General features: G+C 54.0%; 18 protein-coding genes and 1 riboswitch. Of the genes, 5 read left to right on the top strand and 13 right to left on the bottom strand.

Translation table 11 applies throughout. From position 1 onward, the window contains the following. Window positions 1-4: 4 nt before the first annotated feature. Together BMX45_RS05590 and BMX45_RS05585 are read right to left on the bottom strand one after the other, a co-directional pair. Window positions 5-844, bottom strand: a complete 840-nt coding sequence (locus BMX45_RS05590) for a hypothetical protein (RefSeq protein WP_090908875.1) — start codon at window positions 842-844, stop codon at window positions 5-7. Between the two features lie 459 nt (window positions 845-1303). Then, a complete protein-coding gene (locus tag BMX45_RS05585) occupies window positions 1304-1780 on the bottom strand; it encodes an ArpU family phage packaging/lysis transcriptional regulator (protein ID WP_090908874.1) in 477 nt (158 codons plus the stop codon). Window positions 1781-2077: 297 nt separating this feature from the next. Here BMX45_RS05585 and BMX45_RS05580 point away from each other — a divergent pair, with 297 nt between their 5' ends. Then, window positions 2078-2497, top strand: coding sequence for a helix-turn-helix domain-containing protein (locus tag BMX45_RS05580; protein ID WP_090908873.1), 420 nt, complete (start codon window positions 2078-2080; stop codon window positions 2495-2497). A gap of 71 nt (window positions 2498-2568) precedes the next feature. Next, window positions 2569-2994: an ImmA/IrrE family metallo-endopeptidase gene (locus BMX45_RS05575; protein ID WP_090908872.1), complete on the top strand. Its 426-nt coding sequence runs from the start codon at window positions 2569-2571 to the stop codon at window positions 2992-2994. A 175-nt stretch (window positions 2995-3169) separates the two neighbouring features. Here the strand turns inward: BMX45_RS05575 and BMX45_RS05570 are convergent, their stop codons facing one another. Beyond that, window positions 3170-3907 carry a hypothetical protein gene (locus tag BMX45_RS05570; protein WP_090909519.1) on the bottom strand — a complete coding sequence of 246 codons (738 nt, stop codon included), beginning with the start codon at window positions 3905-3907 and terminating at the stop codon, window positions 3170-3172. 334 nt (window positions 3908-4241) lie between these two features. Between BMX45_RS05570 and BMX45_RS32200 the strand changes: the two genes are divergently transcribed. Then, window positions 4242-4457 (top strand): putative holin-like toxin, encoded by a 216-nt coding sequence (locus BMX45_RS32200; RefSeq protein ID WP_139212433.1) that lies wholly within the window; start codon window positions 4242-4244, stop codon window positions 4455-4457. A 196-nt stretch (window positions 4458-4653) separates the two neighbouring features. Here the strand turns inward: BMX45_RS32200 and BMX45_RS05555 are convergent, their stop codons facing one another. The 7 genes from BMX45_RS05555 to BMX45_RS05525 all read right to left on the bottom strand — a co-directional run bounded on the left by BMX45_RS05555 (window position 4654) and on the right by BMX45_RS05525 (window position 10511). Beyond that, complete coding sequence (locus BMX45_RS05555; RefSeq protein WP_090908869.1) at window positions 4654-5433, bottom strand: AraC family transcriptional regulator; 780 nt, start codon at window positions 5431-5433, stop codon at window positions 4654-4656. A gap of 6 nt (window positions 5434-5439) precedes the next feature. Further along, a complete protein-coding gene (locus BMX45_RS05550) occupies window positions 5440-6036 on the bottom strand; it encodes a LysE family translocator (protein WP_090908868.1) in 597 nt (198 codons plus the stop codon). 136 nt (window positions 6037-6172) lie between these two features. Further along, a complete protein-coding gene (locus BMX45_RS05545) occupies window positions 6173-6532 on the bottom strand; it encodes a DMT family transporter (RefSeq protein WP_090908867.1) in 360 nt (119 codons plus the stop codon). A gap of 4 nt (window positions 6533-6536) precedes the next feature. Then, entirely contained in the window at window positions 6537-7106 is a 570-nt protein-coding gene (locus BMX45_RS05540; protein ID WP_090908866.1) for a TetR/AcrR family transcriptional regulator, read from the bottom strand. A gap of 303 nt (window positions 7107-7409) precedes the next feature. Beyond that, window positions 7410-8216 (bottom strand): energy-coupling factor transporter transmembrane component T family protein, encoded by an 807-nt coding sequence (locus tag BMX45_RS05535; RefSeq protein ID WP_090908865.1) that lies wholly within the window; start codon window positions 8214-8216, stop codon window positions 7410-7412. Beyond that, window positions 8213-9889, bottom strand: a complete 1677-nt coding sequence (locus BMX45_RS05530) for an ABC transporter ATP-binding protein (protein ID WP_254777970.1) — start codon at window positions 9887-9889, stop codon at window positions 8213-8215. Before BMX45_RS05530 ends, BMX45_RS05535 begins: the two co-directional genes overlap by 4 nt. Then, window positions 9882-10511: an ECF transporter S component gene (locus tag BMX45_RS05525; protein ID WP_090908864.1), complete on the bottom strand. Its 630-nt coding sequence runs from the start codon at window positions 10509-10511 to the stop codon at window positions 9882-9884. Before BMX45_RS05525 ends, BMX45_RS05530 begins: the two co-directional genes overlap by 8 nt. A 91-nt stretch (window positions 10512-10602) precedes the next feature. Beyond that, window positions 10603-10715, bottom strand: a riboswitch (TPP riboswitch). Window positions 10716-10881: 166 nt separating this feature from the next. On the opposite strand from BMX45_RS05525, the gene asd reads away from it, so the two are divergent. After that, on the top strand, window positions 10882-11685 hold the full coding sequence (asd, locus tag BMX45_RS05520; protein ID WP_090908863.1) for an archaetidylserine decarboxylase: 804 nt from the start codon (window positions 10882-10884) through the stop codon (window positions 11683-11685). Window positions 11686-11751: 66 nt separating this feature from the next. Here the strand turns inward: asd and BMX45_RS05515 are convergent, their stop codons facing one another. The 3 genes from BMX45_RS05515 to BMX45_RS05505 all read right to left on the bottom strand — a co-directional run bounded on the left by BMX45_RS05515 (window position 11752) and on the right by BMX45_RS05505 (window position 15627). Continuing rightward, the gene (locus BMX45_RS05515) at window positions 11752-12657 is read right to left on the bottom strand and encodes an oxidoreductase (protein ID WP_090908862.1); all 906 of its coding nucleotides are present in this window, start codon (window positions 12655-12657) and stop codon (window positions 11752-11754) included. Window positions 12658-13315: 658 nt separating this feature from the next. Then, window positions 13316-14101: a helix-turn-helix domain-containing protein gene (locus BMX45_RS05510; RefSeq protein ID WP_009594561.1), complete on the bottom strand. Its 786-nt coding sequence runs from the start codon at window positions 14099-14101 to the stop codon at window positions 13316-13318. Between the two features lie 59 nt (window positions 14102-14160). Further along, entirely contained in the window at window positions 14161-15627 is a 1467-nt protein-coding gene (locus tag BMX45_RS05505; RefSeq protein ID WP_090908861.1) for a MocR-like pyridoxine biosynthesis transcription factor PdxR, read from the bottom strand. Between the two features lie 127 nt (window positions 15628-15754). Between BMX45_RS05505 and BMX45_RS05500 the strand changes: the two genes are divergently transcribed. Continuing rightward, on the top strand, window positions 15755-16369 hold the full coding sequence (locus BMX45_RS05500) for a pyridoxamine 5'-phosphate oxidase family protein (protein WP_090908860.1): 615 nt from the start codon (window positions 15755-15757) through the stop codon (window positions 16367-16369). The last annotated feature ends 117 nt before the right edge of the window (window positions 16370-16486 follow it).

Here is a 16486-nt window from a genome sequence, read left to right as displayed (position 1 = left end):
CACCTCACTTTAAGATAGGATGAATGTTAACGCGCCTGATCAAGGCGGCTTCCTCCGGCGAACGGTTCTTCCGCTGGGCCAGGGTCAGCTTAAGCTGACCGTCCAGAATGGGATCGGCCTGCATATCGGAGGAAATTTCCGCAACGGATAAATAACGGCGTTCCTGTAAGTCCAGAACCAGCTGGACCTGGGTGCCAAGCTCCTCCACCAGCCTTGCAGCCGTGAGCTGCTCGTCCGCGGAATCCAGGGAGGCGATATGCCCGATAAAGGTTTTGCGGACCTCGAACATCGAAGCTCCCGCCATTCGGGTCTCGCAGCCGGTCATCCGCCATAATACGGCGTGATCCTCCCGCCCCGCAGGCCATGCCGTATGGTAGATGCGCCAAGGACCACCCAGCATATCTCCTGTCCAGGCTGTCAGCGTATTCAGCCATTCATCCGGCTGTCCGGCGGAGCCTGTCCCGGATGCCTGCGGCATATAGATCCCGAATCGCAAGACCCGGATCATGTTGCCTGAAACAGGATCAAGCTTGTCGGCCTCCGGAACACCCAAATAATGAAGCTTGAATGCATTGCCGTCGGCTCCGGAAACCCGCTTGCGATGAAGTCCCTGAATGAGTAAATCCGCCCATCGATCCAATTGCGGCAGATCGGAACGATCCCCATGCAGCTTCAATCGCACCACCTGCCGGTACCCGGCCCATGAAGATTTCCAGACGTCCTCGCCGAGCGTGATCACGGCATACAGCGGTTCGCTTACCCCGTCCGGCGGATGCACGTCATATACATGGCCGTCAAGCTCCGGAATGAGGAATGCAACGGCCTGTTTGACCGCCCCTCTCATTCCGCGGTTTGCCGGACGCTCTCCGGTCGGCCATAGGACAGCCAGCTGCTCGCGACGATCACATGCTTGTGCAATATGACCTCCTCCTTTCTTTTCGTATAAAGAATCGGAAATGAGACGCTCCAGGCATCAACCGCAGCAAAAAACCGGTCCTTCTCAAGGCCGGCTCACATCGACTGTGTGTGTTCGGTGCGCTCTGTTTAACTTCATTTCCGATAATACAATCTTACACCCCTAAATCGGATGCGCTGACGCCTTATGGGACGGTTCATGCTGAACTTTAAGCGGAATGTCGGCGGAAAATAGAACGAACTTATGTTCGTATTTATAGTTGATTTCCCAGTCTTAACTTGTTTTTTCCGTGAAATGCTGCCTTCTATATTAGAAATAAAAAACCGGAGGACCTCCATTCTGGGGTCCTCCGGTTTTGTTCGATGTGATGATCCATGCTCGCGCTTGTCAGCTCATTTTGCTCTTGGCGGCTTTCTCCAATTCCTGCAGCTTCAGCAGTCCTCTGTCCGCCAAGGCCAAGGCCAATTTATAAAAAGCCCGGGTGCGGATCTTCGTGTACGTGTCCTTGCTGACCGGCGGCTCGAGGATATGGTTGTACACTTTGTAATCGAATACGTCGTCCTGTTTCATGTACCGTTCCCGAATCAGGGTCTGCTCCCGCTCGCCAAGCCGTTCCACGATCGATTCGATCGTTTCGCAATACTGCTTCCTGGCAGCCGGCATATCTACATTATATATGGCAACCGCTGCCGTCGGGTCCGAGGTGACGTTGGTCGGTCCGTGGAACCGCTCCGTGTAGGATGCGGTCAAGCTCATCTCCCTGACTTCGAATGTAATGGTTTTATAGATGCGATATTTTTCGAATATCGCTTCAACGGCGCTTTGGGTCTTTCTGCGATCCAATTCCGGTAACAATGGATTCATTCGGAAACACTCCCCTTTTATTGTCATGGTCAAGCTTACAATTTGCCATTTGGCAGAAGCCGGTTCTTCATCTCTTGTTCGCATATTGTTCGTGTTTTTCATTAATATACCACTATTTGGAGACCGGCGTAAACCTTCAGATGGACGAACTATATAGAGGAATATGGGACATCCCTCTCATTTCCTTGCCTTTTGGCAATAATCCTCTCTTTTATTTTACCTGTTGGCAAAGGATGGGAATGCGTTTATACTATAAGTAGATGTTTCAGATGGACTATGGTGAGGAGTGGCCGGAACGTGGAACGCATATTTGGATCGTACTTGAAAGAAATGAGGGAGAACAAAGGCTGGAGCATCAATCAGCTGGCCCAGGCCGCCGACATCAGCGGATCGCAGATCTCGCGGATCGAGAATGGGCTGCGGGGCATACCCAAGCCGCAAACGCTGCGCAAAATGGCGGAGCCGCTCGAGGTTCCCTATGAAGAGCTGATGAACAAAGCAGGTTATCTGCAGCAGGATGCCGCCAAGCACGAAGAGATACCGGCTCCAGCTTGGTCAACTTCCAGGGATAAACGGGATTTCAAGAAAATGCTCGAGGATGACGGCGAGCTCATGTTTGACGGGGTCCCTCTGAGCGGAGAGGACAAGCAGCGCATCAAGGACGTCTTGACCGGACTGTTCTGGGAAGCCAAGCAGATGAACAAACGCAAGAAATAAATCCACATGCATAAGGAGATACATAACGATTCTTACGATTCAACCAAAACCAATATTGCAGGTGAACTGCCATGGATGATCAATTACAACCTTTAATCCGTCAGCTGATCAAAAAACATCACACCAACTGCCCCTTTGAAATAGCGGCTTCCTTGGGCATACATATTCGGTTCGCGGATTTAGGCCAGACGACCAAAGGACTGTATTTCCGTAAACTAAGACGGAGATTCATCGTCATCCACAATCAGCTGCCGCCGCCGTGGCAGCGCTTCGTATGCGCGCATGAGCTGGGGCATGACCGTCTTCATAAGGGAATCAGCCGTTTTTTTCTGGAGGAGCATTCTTATTTCAGCCCAGGCAAACTGGAGCGGCAAGCGAACCGCTTTGCCATTGCCCTGTTGACCGCGGGTCTCGCGCCCGGACCGGGAGAGTCCCTGCACGAATTCTATCTGAGAGCCGGCATTCCGCAAGAAATGCTATATTTTTTTAGATTTTAAACGAACATATGTTCCTTAATAGCGTTCATTCAACCACCGATGGGCAAAAAAGAACCCCCCTTTGGCTTGTCGCCAAAAGCGGGCTGCTGGGGAAGCCAATGCTTCCATTGGATAAGAAATTATCCGTGAGGAAGGCAGAGAGACTTCATCTATTATCCGGTTCGTTTAACTGCGCTCAGAACGGTTCAAAGATGGCAACCTGCCGCTTGCCAATCTTCAGATGCTGAATTCTTTTAAACCGGTCATGCTTTAATTTCTGGCCTTTGTCGGATATGACGGCAACCACCGAACGGGCCGGATCCAGGATCGCATGAATGCCGTTAAAAAAATCCTCCACCGGCGCCTGGCTTCCGCCGCTCCAGCTAACCATGTCCCCGTAAGGAAGATCGGTCATGACGATCTGGGTCCCCTTGCAGGAGGCCAGGCTTTCCTCCGGTTGGGGCTGGGTAATATCGGCTTGAAAACAAACCGTTTCTTCCACACGGGACATTCTTATCAGCTCCCCTAGTCGGTCAGCGCTTTCCAGCGCATCCTGGTGGGATGGCTTATGATAGAGCGCGAGCAGCTCTTTCAGCTGTTCGGTGCGTTGTTCCAGCCCCTCATTACGGAGCAGCGACAGGTTCTTCCCGGCGATGCCGAGCACCTCCGAGTTAATGTCCGAGCCGATCACGCGGCGAATGCGCCGCCCGTGCAGCAGGCCCACCACCGTCAACAGATACGCCCCGCCGCAGCAGGGATCGTATAAGGTATATGGCCCCAGTACGCCTTTTTCCTCTAATATATGAAAGCACCGCTGGGCAATCTCGCTGGCCAGCCTGACGGGAAACGACGTCGTTCCCTGCGCATTATACAGTACCCGGCCGCTCGCGAAATCCTCGTAGCTGCGCTGGGCTGATTCATAGATATATTCCATTCGAATGATTCCTTCCATCCGGCTAAAGCCTGAGTAGTTTCCAATGATTCCTCATACAGATTAACATCCGTTGGCCCATATCTCAAAATCCGGTTGCAACTCCCTGCTCACAGTTTCAACGAACGGTTTACCTTTCTCTTCGATATGACCGAAGGACGGTTGGGCACGCGTAAAACCGCAATGATGTCGCGGTGGAAGCATGATCACAGCTAACAGAAGCTTCACAACCTCTCTCGATCCGACCATAAAAAGCCCCTGAACGCAGGGCTTGTATGCTATAATTTGGGAAGTACAATATATCGGCTAATAAGGGCGGTCGGCTAATCTCCCCGGGATGGGAGGTGATGCCATGGAAGTATACCAAACATTGACGCTAATGATCTCGTTCGCGACGCTGGTGGTGTTAATACTTTCGTTCCATAAGAAAAACCGTCTATCGACGTACATTCACAGAAGACAGACCGCGTTTAGAGGACGTTTTTCTTGCGATTATCCAATGAGTTCAGCTTCGCTGAAAACTTATAAATTCTATAATCTTAAAAAGAAATAGACCGCCCTTGGTCAGGATCACGGTCTATTTCTGATCGGATTTCCTATAGTAAGGCCGCTCTTATAGCGGTACGTTGTACGCCGGGATCGTGTTCGCGCACGGTCCCTTTTACATTCTATACACATCATAACGGAGTTTATTCACAAATGCCAAGCCTGGATTGAATAATCGCGCGAATGATCGGCTCCTGCCGCCTCTACTTATCCAGATGGGACATATAATCAAACGCCGTCGTGCCGTACACGTTCTTGAAATGCCGGTTCAAATGGGCAAGATCCGTGAAGCCGCATTGGGTCACGGCTTGATATACATCCCGGCTGTCCTCGATCAGGTGCTTGGCGCGCTCCACTTTGCAGTTCAAATAATACTGATAGGGCGACAGCCCCGTATTCGCTTTGAAGGTTCGGATGAACTGATACTTCGACATCCCGAACTCCCCGCTCAATTCGTCCAGACGGAGGACATGCTCCAGATGATCGTGCATCATGTCTTTCGCCTTCCGCGTAAATACGCTGTCCTTCCGGCTGTCCGGGTTCAGAATATCCTCGTTAAAATGCCCCGCCAGGCCCAGCAGCAGCTCGCTGCTCCTGGCCTCCGGCTGACCCGTGAAGATCGACCTCGTCACATCCAGAATGCTCTGCCGCAGTCCCGCATGATATACGATCGGAGATTGGAACCGCGCGATATCCTTTTTCTGAGTCAATTCCAGAAAGAGCTCCGGATGAATATAGATCATCACGTAGTCGATGCCCGTTCGTTCCTGGGACCAGCCATCATGATTCTGCTCCGGATGGAACAGCATGACCCCGCTTTGGTAAGAAGCCTGCTGGCTGCCGTCAAGGACGTACTTCTGTATGCCGCGCAGCGTGACACCGAGGGCGTACTCCTCGTGGTAATGCTTCTTGTATTTGAAATCCGTCAGGCTCGCGGACAATGCGGTGATGCCCACCGCTTTTTTGTAAATAAACTGCTCCATCTTCCTTCACCCCTTTATGAGCTCCGGTATGCCGGATACGACGATGGCCGAATACAGCAGAAACAAAGCCAGGATCGTGTTGGTCGTCCTCCGATATTTTTGCATAATTCCTTGAAAAAGGCTACCGCACACGGCCCAGGTCATATACGCGGACAGCCCGATTAACGATACAGCGACCACAAACGCCGAAACGACAGGGCCTGCCGTATAATACGGCATCACGTAGCTGGGAATGACCGTCAGCGTGAACATTACCACCTTCGGATTGAGAAACTGCATCAGAAATCCGGACGTAAAAGAAGCCGTTTGGTTAACGCCGGACTTGGATACGTCCATATTATACACTTGATACGCAAGATACAGCATGAACAGGCAGCCGGCTACCCGCATGATCGGCAGAATGATCGGCATGCCGGAGGACAGCAGCTGGCCTAATACGACCGAAGCGGCGATTAATAAGAAAAAAGCGATGGAGGCACCGGCGATGTAGCGCAAGGTCTTCTTCATGCCGGAGTTCTGGACCGAAGACAGAATGACGATATTGGACGGTCCCGGCGAGAAAGCCACGATAAAACAGTAAATAAAAAACGAAGACAGGTTCATGATGATAGCTCCTAACAAAGGAATTTCCTTTGTCATTATAGAGCCGGACGCGAAGCGGGGCATAGTACATTATTGCAGCAGAACAAGAGCCGTAACGAGTACGGCCCTTAAGCGAAAATCATTCATGAGACCGTCCTTAATGACCGGACTGGTGCGTCTTCGGTTGCTCATGCGCATGCGCGCTGCCGGATAAATTGAGCAGCACGACCCCTGCGATGATCAGCAGAATCGAGAATACCTTGAGCCCGTTGATCTGCTCCGCAAAGAACATGTAACCGATCAGCGTAATGATCATGATGCCGAGTCCCGACCAGATCGCGTAAGCCACGGATATTTCAATCTGCTTCAGGCTCAATGTCAGGAAGCTCAAGCTGCAAATATAGAACACGACCAGCAGCACGCTTGGCAGCGGTTTGCTGAATCCTTCCGACAGCTTCATGTTCAGCGTGCCCGCCACCTCGAACAGAATAGCCAAACTTAGATAGATCCAATGCATAATTTCAAGACTCCTTCCGTTTCTCAGCGGCAATGCCGAACAATAAAATATCCATGACGGACTGCAGCAGCTCCCCCAGCGGCAGTTGATGCTTCACCGTCGCCCTCAAATCGTAAATCTGATGGAGCGACCCGAGGTACAGGTCGATGAACAGCGGCATATGAATCCGCTTGATGCTGCCCTCGGCCATGCCCTGCTCCATCAGCTCCGTGACAATGCCCCATTCTTCCCGGAAAAAGGTGTCCAGCTTCTCCCACTGCGGATAATGCGACCGCTTCAGATCCGGCAGCATCCCCAAATCCATCTTCTCCATCTCCTGAGGCAGACAGATCAGGATCTGATGGATTTTCTCCAGAACGGTAAGCGTCTCGTCCGCCGCAATTTCGCGTTCGCGCTGCTGGATGTGACGAATCATCCCGTCAATGATATGCTCAACGATTTCTTCCTTGGATGAAAAATGCTCATATATCGTCCGTTTGCTGATCGCAAGGCCGCGGGCCAGATCACTGACCGTAAACGTAAACCCCTGCCGCTGAATCAAGCGGATCGTTTCGTTCAATATTCGCTCGCGCAAGTGGCCAAACCCTCCTTCTGGTACTGTAAATACTCTATTGGTACCATTAGTATTATAACGCCTCAATCAGCATAAAATCCAGACATGATTTTTAAATTAACAGGATAGAGTACACCTTACATGCACTAGAATCGCAGGAGGATACATATGGAAAACCTTCAAAGACCATGCTTTATCGGAAGCTGGATCACATAGAACGGACGTTTTATCTTGCGAGGCAAGCAAGCCAGACCCTCTGGAGTTATCAACAAAAAAGAGCCTGCTTACAAGCCGTAAGCAGGTTCTTGTCCGGAGAACAACGGTTTAATCAAACCGCACGTCGCCAATGCCGAACCAAGGAAAATATCCGGCCGCAATATAGGCGCAGCAGGCGGCGGCTGCCAGTAAACCGACGACCAGAAGATCGTAGCGGGAATATCGTGACGGGTAATAATACGTTCGGGCCTTCGCCCGGTCCCCGTCAAATTGCTTCGCCTCCATCGCCGCAGCCACCCGATGTGCCCGGCGAATGCTTTGCGCCAGCAGCGGCACCACATACATGCCTGCACGGTTCACCATGCCGCGAACTCCCCGAATCGGGCGGACTCCCCGTACCTTCAAAGCCTGGCGGCGGATCACATATTCCTCCCAGACCATGGGCAGCAGCCGGATCGAGGCCATGAAGCTGTACGCATACTTCGGTGCCAGCCTCAGCTTCTGCATCAGGCTGTAGAACAAATCCACCGAGGACGTTGTCGTGACAAGCAGCAGCCCCTCCGATGCAAAGGCAATCCCCTTAAAGCCCAGATGCAGCCCCCGATAGAAGCTTTCTTCCGATACCCGGAACAATCCCCATTCCCACCAGATCGTCTCCCCCTTACCGAACAGCATCATGGAAGAGGCGGACGATATGAAGGCAAGCAGGAACGGAATGAAAAACAGCAGCATCTTCCACGGCTTCACCCCGCTGAGCAGCACGAGGCAAATCATAAAGACAAAGGCCTGATACATGACAAAATCAAGATCATGGGTCAGCACCGTCATAAAAAACAGCGCACAGATCAGTCCCAGCTTCACCACCGGATTCGCCCGGTGCAGCCAAGTGATCCGCACAGGATTCCATATATTCATGCGTTCACCCCCGTATGGAGATAACCGGACGCAGCCAGCGTATCTCGCGACGCATCGGCGCGATTCGCTCCGTCCGTCTCCCGTCCGGATTCCGTCCCGCTACACCAGCGCGGGGAAGGCAAACTTGACGTCAACCGCCCCTCTCGAATCTCCCAGATGTGCGTGGCCGCCCGCTGCGCGATCTCCATTTCATGGGTCACCATGAGAATGGCGGTTCCGGCGCGGCGCAGCCGTTCGCACATCTCCAGAATCGCGAACGTGTTCCGCGCATCCTGTCCGAAGGTCGGTTCATCCAGGAGCAGGACGGCCGGCTGCCTTGCCATGGCCGTGGCAACGCTCAGCCGGCGCTTCTGGCCTGTCGAGAGCTGGTACGGGTGCCTGTTATCCATGCCGTCCAGCCCAAAGCGTTCCAGGCAGCGGTCGGCCCGTGCCTTCGCTTCATCCGGCGGCATATGGTCCACCAGCAGCGAGTACATCACCTCATCGCCAATCCGTTCCGTCAGAAACTGAAGCTCCGGATTCTGAAACACGAATCCGATTTGGTGCAGCTGCCGCTCTCTCTTCTTCCGCACTTTCCTGCGCTTGCCCTGGATAACCTCCTCCCCGCAAAGCACATAGGTCCCTTCGGCGCGCAGGAGCCCCATCAAACTGAGCAGCAGCGAGCTTTTGCCTGCGCCGTTCGGCCCGATCACCGCAATGAAATCTCCGGGGTATACCTCAGCCGAAGGAAGAGAGACGACCGGTTTCTCCCATCGCAGTCCCCGGAAATCATCTAACCGAATGACAGGCTCCCCGAGTTGGGGGTACGATGAGTCTGCCTCATGCATGAAACTTCCCAGCTCATCGCCTGGCGCGTCTACCGGAGCAAACAGCTCCCGTCCTGCCCGAGACTCCGCATAATCCTCCCATACGTCGGGATACCAGATGCCATACGCCTGAAGCTCGCGCGCATACTCGGCGAATATCGCTGCCGGCGGACCATCGCCCAGAATGGCGCCATCCGGGGTGAACAGCACCACGCGGTCCACGTATTGGGCCATTTCTTCAATCCGGTGCTCCACGATAATCAGCGTACGCCCTTCCGATACGGCCTTCACCGCAGACCAGATTTGCTCCCTGCCTTCCGGGTCGAGCAGCGCGGACGGCTCATCAAGGAACAGCACCTCCGGCTCCAGCAGAAGGGCTGAAGCCAGCGCAAGCCTCTGCTTCATCCCCTGCGACAGATGACTGATCGGCATATGCAGCTCCTGAAGGTCAAGCCCAACCTCATGCAGGACGGCTTGCATCCGCTCCTTCATCTCGTCGCGGGGAACGCTGAGGTTCTCCAGCACGAAGGCCAGCTCTTCATCCACGTATGGCATGCAGAACTGGGTATCCGGATCTTGGAATACATATCCCCAAGAGCGAGGCACCAGCTGGGCTTCGCATTTCATCGGCACCTCCGTGGCGCGGGGAATCATTCCGCTAAGCACCTGAAGCAGCGTGGATTTGCCGCAGCCGCTCGGACCGAGCAGCAGCACCTTTTCCCCGCGGGCAGCCGAGAAGGACAAGTCCTTAAACATCAAACGCTCCTCGCCCGGATACTTCAGGCGCAGTCCCTCCACATGCACGGCCTGCTCCGTACCCGCCTCGGCGGTTGAAGACGAAACCCAGCGGGCGGCGGTTTTAGACATGGCGCGGATCATCCAGTGCTTCATAATCCTTCTTGGACGCAGGGCGCAGCAGCGATGTAACGCCTGTACGATCCAACGCTTTGGCCAGCAGCAGCATGAGCAAGCCGGCGATGACGGCGCCGCTGAGAACCCGCATGCCATACTTGGCGAGGAACATCCAGGTCTGCAGATCATCGGTATAGCTGTAATAGAAGTCCATCACCATCGAGCCGACCGCCGCGCCGGCACCGGCAATCGCCACCGTCCACGCCGAGGTGCTCCGGTAACGGAACGCCGCGAATACCAATTCCGCGCCCAGCCCCTGAATGAGCCCGTACAGCAGCAGCGTCAGTCCCCAGCCGCTCCCGAACAGCACTTCCACGTGAGCCGCCGCCACCTCCGCGATGATGGCCACTCCCGGCTTGCGGATCAGCAGGTAAGCGAGCGTGGCCGCTGCGAACCACATGCCGTATAACAGTTCATCCGCTTCGAAGAACAGCGGTTTCAGCAGATTGTAAACCGATCCCCAGAAGTGATAAATGACGCCGAGCACCAGCGATACCAGCACCGTCACCAAAATATCGCTCAAACGCAGCCCTTTTCTAGGCTGTACCCCCAATTTTTCCTGCACTGACGTTCCCATAACAACACATTCCCCTCTCCACCGCTATTTTTGTATAAACACAACAAAAAACCGTCTGGAAAAACGCGCAGACGGAAAAATAGGCCCTATGTAGGCAGGGTCGGATATTCTCTACGCTGGCATTACCCAGTTCAGATTAACGGTCAACAGCGGATAGCAGCTGCAATCTCAGCCTGATTCACTCAAGCCCCCGTATTCCCTATTCGGTTTCATGTTAATCTTAAAATACACATTCGTTCCCCAATTAGCAAGAACCTTTTTTCAAAAATGGCTATTTATTGATTTCCGGCTCATTCTATGTCAATATCAGAGTGATTGGCTTTTCCACCCAACGTTTTATTGCCGACACCTATGCACAAAGGAGAATGACATGGCTAAACAATTGCTGCGTCTGATGACCGAGCTGTCCTCCCGCAAGTGGCTGTCCCGCATCATGGGGCATTGTTCCCACAGCCGGCTGAGCCGTCATCTAATACCTGCATTTATACGAATCTACCAAATCCCGGCGCATGAAGCGGAGAAGGAGATCCACGAATACCGTTCGCTGAACGAATTCTTTTCCCGCCGGTTAAAAATAGGCCTCCGTGCCATAGACGACACCGCCGATGCCATGATAAGCCCCGTCGATGCCACGATTTCGGCGATGTGTACCGTCAACGCCGGCACCATCCTCAGCGTCAAGGGACAGGATTATACCCTGAGCGAGCTGCTCGCCAAGTCACCGAGAATGGAGAATTATATCAACGGTTATGCATTCGTATTGTATTTAAGCCCGACCGACTATCATCGCATACATTCCCCGGTAACCGGCATTCAAGCGGAAAGCGAGCATTTGAAGGGCCGGGTATACCCCGTGAACGATTTTGCGATGACCCATATCCGGAACGTGCTCAGCCGCAACGAGCGCCTCATTACCTATATTGCCCATGAATTCGGCGAAGTTGCGGTCGTGAAGGTCGGAGCCATGAACGTAAGCAGCATCCGTTATGCCGACGAGAGCGTGAAGAAATACGACATCGGCGACGAACTTGCGTACTTTGAATTCGGCTCTACCGTCGTTCTCTTGACAGAGAACGGCACGTTTACTCCGCGCGGCGACTTGGAACCGGGCTCCAAGGTGAAGATGGGAGAACTGCTCGGTTTGCTGCACCCTTCCACAGCCCGAAAAGGGTAATTCCTTTCTCCTTCCAAGCATACGCTATAAGCTAAGTCCACGAAACATGCGACGGATGAAGGAGGATTACCGCCTGCTCAGCAGCCGGTAAATGATCCGCTGAAACAGCCGATCCGGCAGCAGTCCCTTGATCCGAGCGGTCAGCCGCGTGCCTCGGGGCAGCGTATAGCGGAACCTCGGTTTGGTCATGGACGATATGCTTGCCACAAGAAGGGCTACCTCCTGCGGATCCCCGCTTTCCCTGGCCGTCCGCTCGGAATAATCCAGCACGCCCTTCAGCAGATCGCTGTAGGGTGATCCTTCCTTGACCGCCAGCCCCCCAAAACTCTTATTCCAGATCGGCGTGCCGTAGGCACCGGGCTGGACCAGCACGACATCGATGCCAAAGGGCATCAACTCCATGGACAGGCTCTCGCCGAACCCCTCCAATGCAAATTTGGACGCGGCATAGGGACCATAACCCGGAAAGCCGACCCTGCCGCTAATGCTGCTCATGAGAATGATTTTGGACCGTCCGGTCTTGCGCAGCAGCGGGAGCATATGCTGCGTCACCGATACGGTCCCGAAGAAATTCGTCTCCATCTGCTTTCGCCAGCCCTCCAGCGGCACTTCCTCCACCATGCCGCCCACCGCCTCGCCGGCGTTGTTCACCAGCACGTCCAAGCGGCCGAACTTCTGCTCCAGCGCCGAAGCAGCAGCCTTGACCTGCTCCTCGGCACATATATCCAGTTGGAAGATGTGAATACGATCGGTAACATCTGCTTGTTCAGCCTGAGTCAACAGCTCTGCTGCCGCTTCAGGTCTGCGAAGACCTGCGGCCACGTCATAACCTGCTTTTGCCAGCTCCAGACTGATCAGCAATCCGAACCCGCTCGACGCGCCCGTGACCAGCGCAACCTTCCTTGCCCCCGCCGTTACCACCGGATCACCGCCGGCTCCGCCAATGCCGTTATTCCTCTCACATGCCAACATCCTTCCTTTATCCAAAATGCCTAATCCCTTACTTTTTCGAGCTCTGCTCTTAAGCGTTTTATGTATATTTCCAATATAACAAATTTTTGCAATGTCAACAGAGTCTATCGCAGCTGCATCCCTTTACAACGTAATCAGACAAACTCCCTGTCCGTATAGGCACCCACTAAATAGCCCCACAAAGCGGATACTTTGCGGGGACTCCAAAACATATCAAAAAAAGGGAGCTTGTCAGCTCCCTTTTGCGTGTTTCCATCGAAATGCGTATATGATAACGGGATTCAACGACACCCGTATGTAGGCTAAGGTTCCTTTAAAACCAAACGTCCTGATGATTCGGATTCGTCGTCTTCATGCGGCGCAAGCGATTTCTGAAAATACCGCACCCGCCACGACTGAAGAAACGTCCACGCACCCGTCTTCTTGGGCTCATTCCCCTCTCCCCCCTTCATAAGAAAAACGTCTATCGACGTACTTGCATAGAAGACAGACCGCATTTAGCGGAAGTTTTTCTTGCGATATCAGGAAGGCTCTTGCTTCGAATTTATACTTTCTGATATCTTAAAATGAAACTGTACGTCGTTTTTACCCTAAATCGCTAGCTATGAAACCCATAGGCCCCTTCCACCAAGCAGGTAAGTTATGGAGGGGCGGGGAATCACCGAATTTCGGATGGGCTCTTGCCCGTATACTGCTTGAATTGTCGGCTGAAGAAGAAAATATCCCGATAACCCAGCGCGTCGGCCACTTCCGTTACGTTCATCCCTTGATGCAGCAGTAGATGCTGCGCCCGCTCGATCCGCATCTGAATGATATAGGATTGCACCGGCGTGCCGATCAGCTCCTTGAACTTGATCGAGAAGTAGCGGGGAGACAACCCCGCTCTGGCCGCCAAATCCTCGACCCGATGGGGAACCCCCGGGTGCTGGCGGACGTAATTCGCGATTTCATGGATCGCCTCGGACAGCTGATTGCTCGCTTTTTTGACCACCGGCGCATCCAGATCCGAGCGCAGCAGATGAATCATCAGCTGCTTCAGAATGAGCTGGCCCTCTTCCAGTGAACCATAGGGCTTGTCCAGATACAAACGCACATAGCGTGCAAGCAAATATTCGAAATCCATCGTTTCCGTCAGCTTGCGATAAGATGCCGGAATCTCTTCGACCGGGTCGGTCACGTCAAAATGGATATATGTCAATACGAGCGGCTTCTGCGGATTGTGCGTCGCGCTCGTATGATCTCCGGGTCGGAACAGGAAGCAGCTTCCTTTTCCCACGGTAAAGGGCTCGTCATTAAGCTCGACCGTGCCTTCGCCGCTCCATACATAGAACAAATCGTAGTTCTGCATGGGCCTTTCGCGTTTTTGCCATTTCCAGCCCGGCTCGCAAACGATTTTGGCAAGCGCAGGCATGATTATAAACGAAGACGGCGATGCATTCAGCATCTCGTCATAACCCCCTCATCTCATTCAAAAATTGACCTCTTTCCCATCATACCCGTTTTTTATGTTTTTTGCATGTCCTGCCATGCCTGCGCCATCCGGGCAACCCCTTCTTCGATGCTGGATATGCCGAGATGCGAGAAGCCGAAGCAGGCGGCAGGCGGCCCGGGCGTACGATGATAGGCCGCCGCATCCCGAAACATGACGCCGCGCTTGCGGGCAGCCTCCTGGAACAGGGCATACTCTTCCTCGGAGCGCAGCCAGTTCGCGTAAACGTGCAGGCCGGCATCGCCGGGGTGAAGGCGAAACAAGCCCGAGGCATGGGTTTCCATCCCATGGCGAAGCGCCTCATACCGCGCGCCGTACAGCCGGGTCATTCTTCTGAGATGCCGCCCGTAACCTCCCCTTACAATAAAGCGGGCCAAGGCACGCTGCTCCAATACGGCTGGCGAGATCGGCTCATACAAAGCCTTGGCCTGAACGACCGCCTCAACCAGGCTCGGGGGAAGCACGGCATAACCGATGCGGAGGCCGGTGAACATCGTTTTGGAGAATGAACCGACAAAGATGACGCGTCCCTCATCGTCCAGCATTTTCAGAGGCTCGATCGGCTTGCCGCCCCAGCGGAATTCGCTGTCGTAATCATCCTCGATAATAAAGGCCTGGCGGCTTCGCGACCAATTCAGCAGCGCCCTTCTTCGCTCCAGCGGCAGCACCGCGCCCGTCGGGTATTGACGGCTGGGGCTTACGACAAGCAGGCCGGCGTCCCATTCGCACGGAATCAATCCGGCATCGTCGACAGGGGACGGCAGCGGAATCCCGCCGCTCAAGCTTATGCCCCGGTGGATTCCCTGATAACCCGGATCCTCCATCACCACGTGATCGCCGGGATCAACCAGCAGCTGAAACATCAGGACAAGCCCCTGCATGGAACCGCTGAAAACCACGATATGCTCGGGTTCCGCCTGTATGCCCCGCGTGAACCGAAGATGTCCGGCTATCGCCCGGCGCAGTTCGATATCCCCTTCCGGCGGCGCTCCGTTCTGCAGCTCGGCTCCCCCGCTTCCCCCTGCATAGGATAACGCGCTCCGCCACTCCGAATAAGGGAAATCCTCCATAGGCATCCTCGCATTCGCGAAAGAGATCGTACCCGGGGGAGGCTCCTTCAGCAGCAGCTGTGCCGAGACATAATCCCCGCTTTGGCTCATCAGGCGCTGCCCCCAAGCGGAGAGCGCCGGCGCCCGATCGGCCAATGGCGGCTGGTCTGCCGCGGCGGCTATTCCCTCGGCCACGTAAGTTCCGCTGCCCTGCCGGGATACGACGTAACCCTCGGCCATCAGCATGTCATAACACTGCGCGGCCGATCCCCTGGACACCCCGTAGAGCCTGGCCAGCTCACGGGTGGCGGGAAGCCTCGTGCCTTCCGGCAGCTTGCCGCTATGTATCGCGGCGCGAATCGCGTGGTACAGAGCCAAATATTTATATCGATATTGTTCCACATAGGTCTCGAACGGCAATCCAAGCTCCATGACGATGTCTCCTCTATTTTGGGATTACGATTAAATTGGACTATACAAATTACTCTAAATTGGCGCTTTTTTCTTGTCAATGAACATCGTATGCTGTTATTCAAAATGATAGGGGGAGCATGTAACCATGAGAAGAGACGAATTTGCGATGGAGGATCCCCAAGAGATCGAGGACTTCCTTCGCGGGATGAGCTTTGGTTTCCTTGGAACAGCCGATGAAGAGGGAATCCCGCGTGTAACGCCTTTGAATTTTGCCTATGTCAACGGAGCGTTCTATTTTCACGGCAGCCGGATGGGGGAGAAAATGGACCATCTCCGCCGGACGCCCGCCGTATGCTTCACCATAGCGGATGAGTATGCCCTCATCCCTTCCTATTTCTCCGACCCCGAGATGGCATGCCCGGCCACGGCCTATTTCAAAAGCGTTACCGCTATCGGCGAGGCCGTGATCGTGGACGATCTGGAGGAAAAAGCGCTTGCGATGGAGGAGCTGATGCAAAAGCTGCAGCCTGAAGGCGGATACCGCGCTATCGACGCGAACGACCGGGCTTACACCTCCAGGCTGAAAGGGGTAGCCGTCATCCGGCTGACTCCGCAGCGAATGAGCGCCAAGTTCAAGTTCGGCCAGAACCTGAAGCCCGATCGGCTCCAAGCCGTCGTCGAAGGCCTGGCATGCCGCGGCAAGAATCGGGACGAGGAGACGGCAGGACTGATTTGCAAGTATCATCCTGGACCGCGTTAAAGCGTTACATTTATCCGTGACGGTTCCTAGGGTAGGTGGTATAATGTTAGGCAATGAAATCGTAAAGGCAACTTGTCACCTGCTCTTACCTTAACCAAAAGTATTCGGAAGGAAGGA

The sequence above is a fragment of the Paenibacillus sp. cl141a genome (assembly GCF_900109305.1).
GTDB lineage: Bacteria > Bacillota > Bacilli > Paenibacillales > Paenibacillaceae > Paenibacillus_AQ > Paenibacillus_AQ lautus_A.
Note: the sequence above shows the minus strand (reverse complement) of the source record. Positions and strands in the feature narration are given on the sequence as shown.

Excerpts from the sequence above, each read along its gene's own strand:
- BMX45_RS05505 (WP_090908861.1), bottom strand. The coding sequence starts at position 15,627 with ATGGAGCTTGGATTGCCGTTCGAGACCTATGTGGAACAATATCGATAT.
- BMX45_RS05555 (WP_090908869.1), bottom strand. The coding sequence starts at position 5,433 with ATGGAGCAGTTTATTTACAAAAAAGCGGTGGGCATCACCGCATTGTCC.
- asd (WP_090908863.1), top strand. The coding sequence starts at position 10,882 with ATGGCTAAACAATTGCTGCGTCTGATGACCGAGCTGTCCTCCCGCAAG.
- BMX45_RS05545 (WP_090908867.1), bottom strand. The coding sequence starts at position 6,532 with ATGCATTGGATCTATCTAAGTTTGGCTATTCTGTTCGAGGTGGCGGGC.
- BMX45_RS05590 (WP_090908875.1), bottom strand. The coding sequence starts at position 844 with ATGAGAGGGGCGGTCAAACAGGCCGTTGCATTCCTCATTCCGGAGCTT.
- BMX45_RS05525 (WP_090908864.1), bottom strand. The coding sequence starts at position 10,511 with ATGGGAACGTCAGTGCAGGAAAAATTGGGGGTACAGCCTAGAAAAGGG.
- BMX45_RS05500 (WP_090908860.1), top strand. The coding sequence starts at position 15,755 with ATGAGAAGAGACGAATTTGCGATGGAGGATCCCCAAGAGATCGAGGAC.
- BMX45_RS05575 (WP_090908872.1), top strand. The coding sequence starts at position 2,569 with ATGGATGATCAATTACAACCTTTAATCCGTCAGCTGATCAAAAAACAT.
- BMX45_RS05530 (WP_254777970.1), bottom strand. The coding sequence starts at position 9,889 with ATGTCTAAAACCGCCGCCCGCTGGGTTTCGTCTTCAACCGCCGAGGCG.
- BMX45_RS05510 (WP_009594561.1), bottom strand. The coding sequence starts at position 14,101 with ATGCTGAATGCATCGCCGTCTTCGTTTATAATCATGCCTGCGCTTGCC.
- BMX45_RS32200 (WP_139212433.1), top strand. The coding sequence starts at position 4,242 with ATGGGAGGTGATGCCATGGAAGTATACCAAACATTGACGCTAATGATC.
- BMX45_RS05550 (WP_090908868.1), bottom strand. The coding sequence starts at position 6,036 with ATGAACCTGTCTTCGTTTTTTATTTACTGTTTTATCGTGGCTTTCTCG.
- BMX45_RS05570 (WP_090909519.1), bottom strand. The coding sequence starts at position 3,907 with ATGGAATATATCTATGAATCAGCCCAGCGCAGCTACGAGGATTTCGCG.
- BMX45_RS05535 (WP_090908865.1), bottom strand. The coding sequence starts at position 8,216 with ATGAATATATGGAATCCTGTGCGGATCACTTGGCTGCACCGGGCGAAT.
- BMX45_RS05585 (WP_090908874.1), bottom strand. The coding sequence starts at position 1,780 with ATGAATCCATTGTTACCGGAATTGGATCGCAGAAAGACCCAAAGCGCC.
- BMX45_RS05515 (WP_090908862.1), bottom strand. The coding sequence starts at position 12,657 with ATGTTGGCATGTGAGAGGAATAACGGCATTGGCGGAGCCGGCGGTGAT.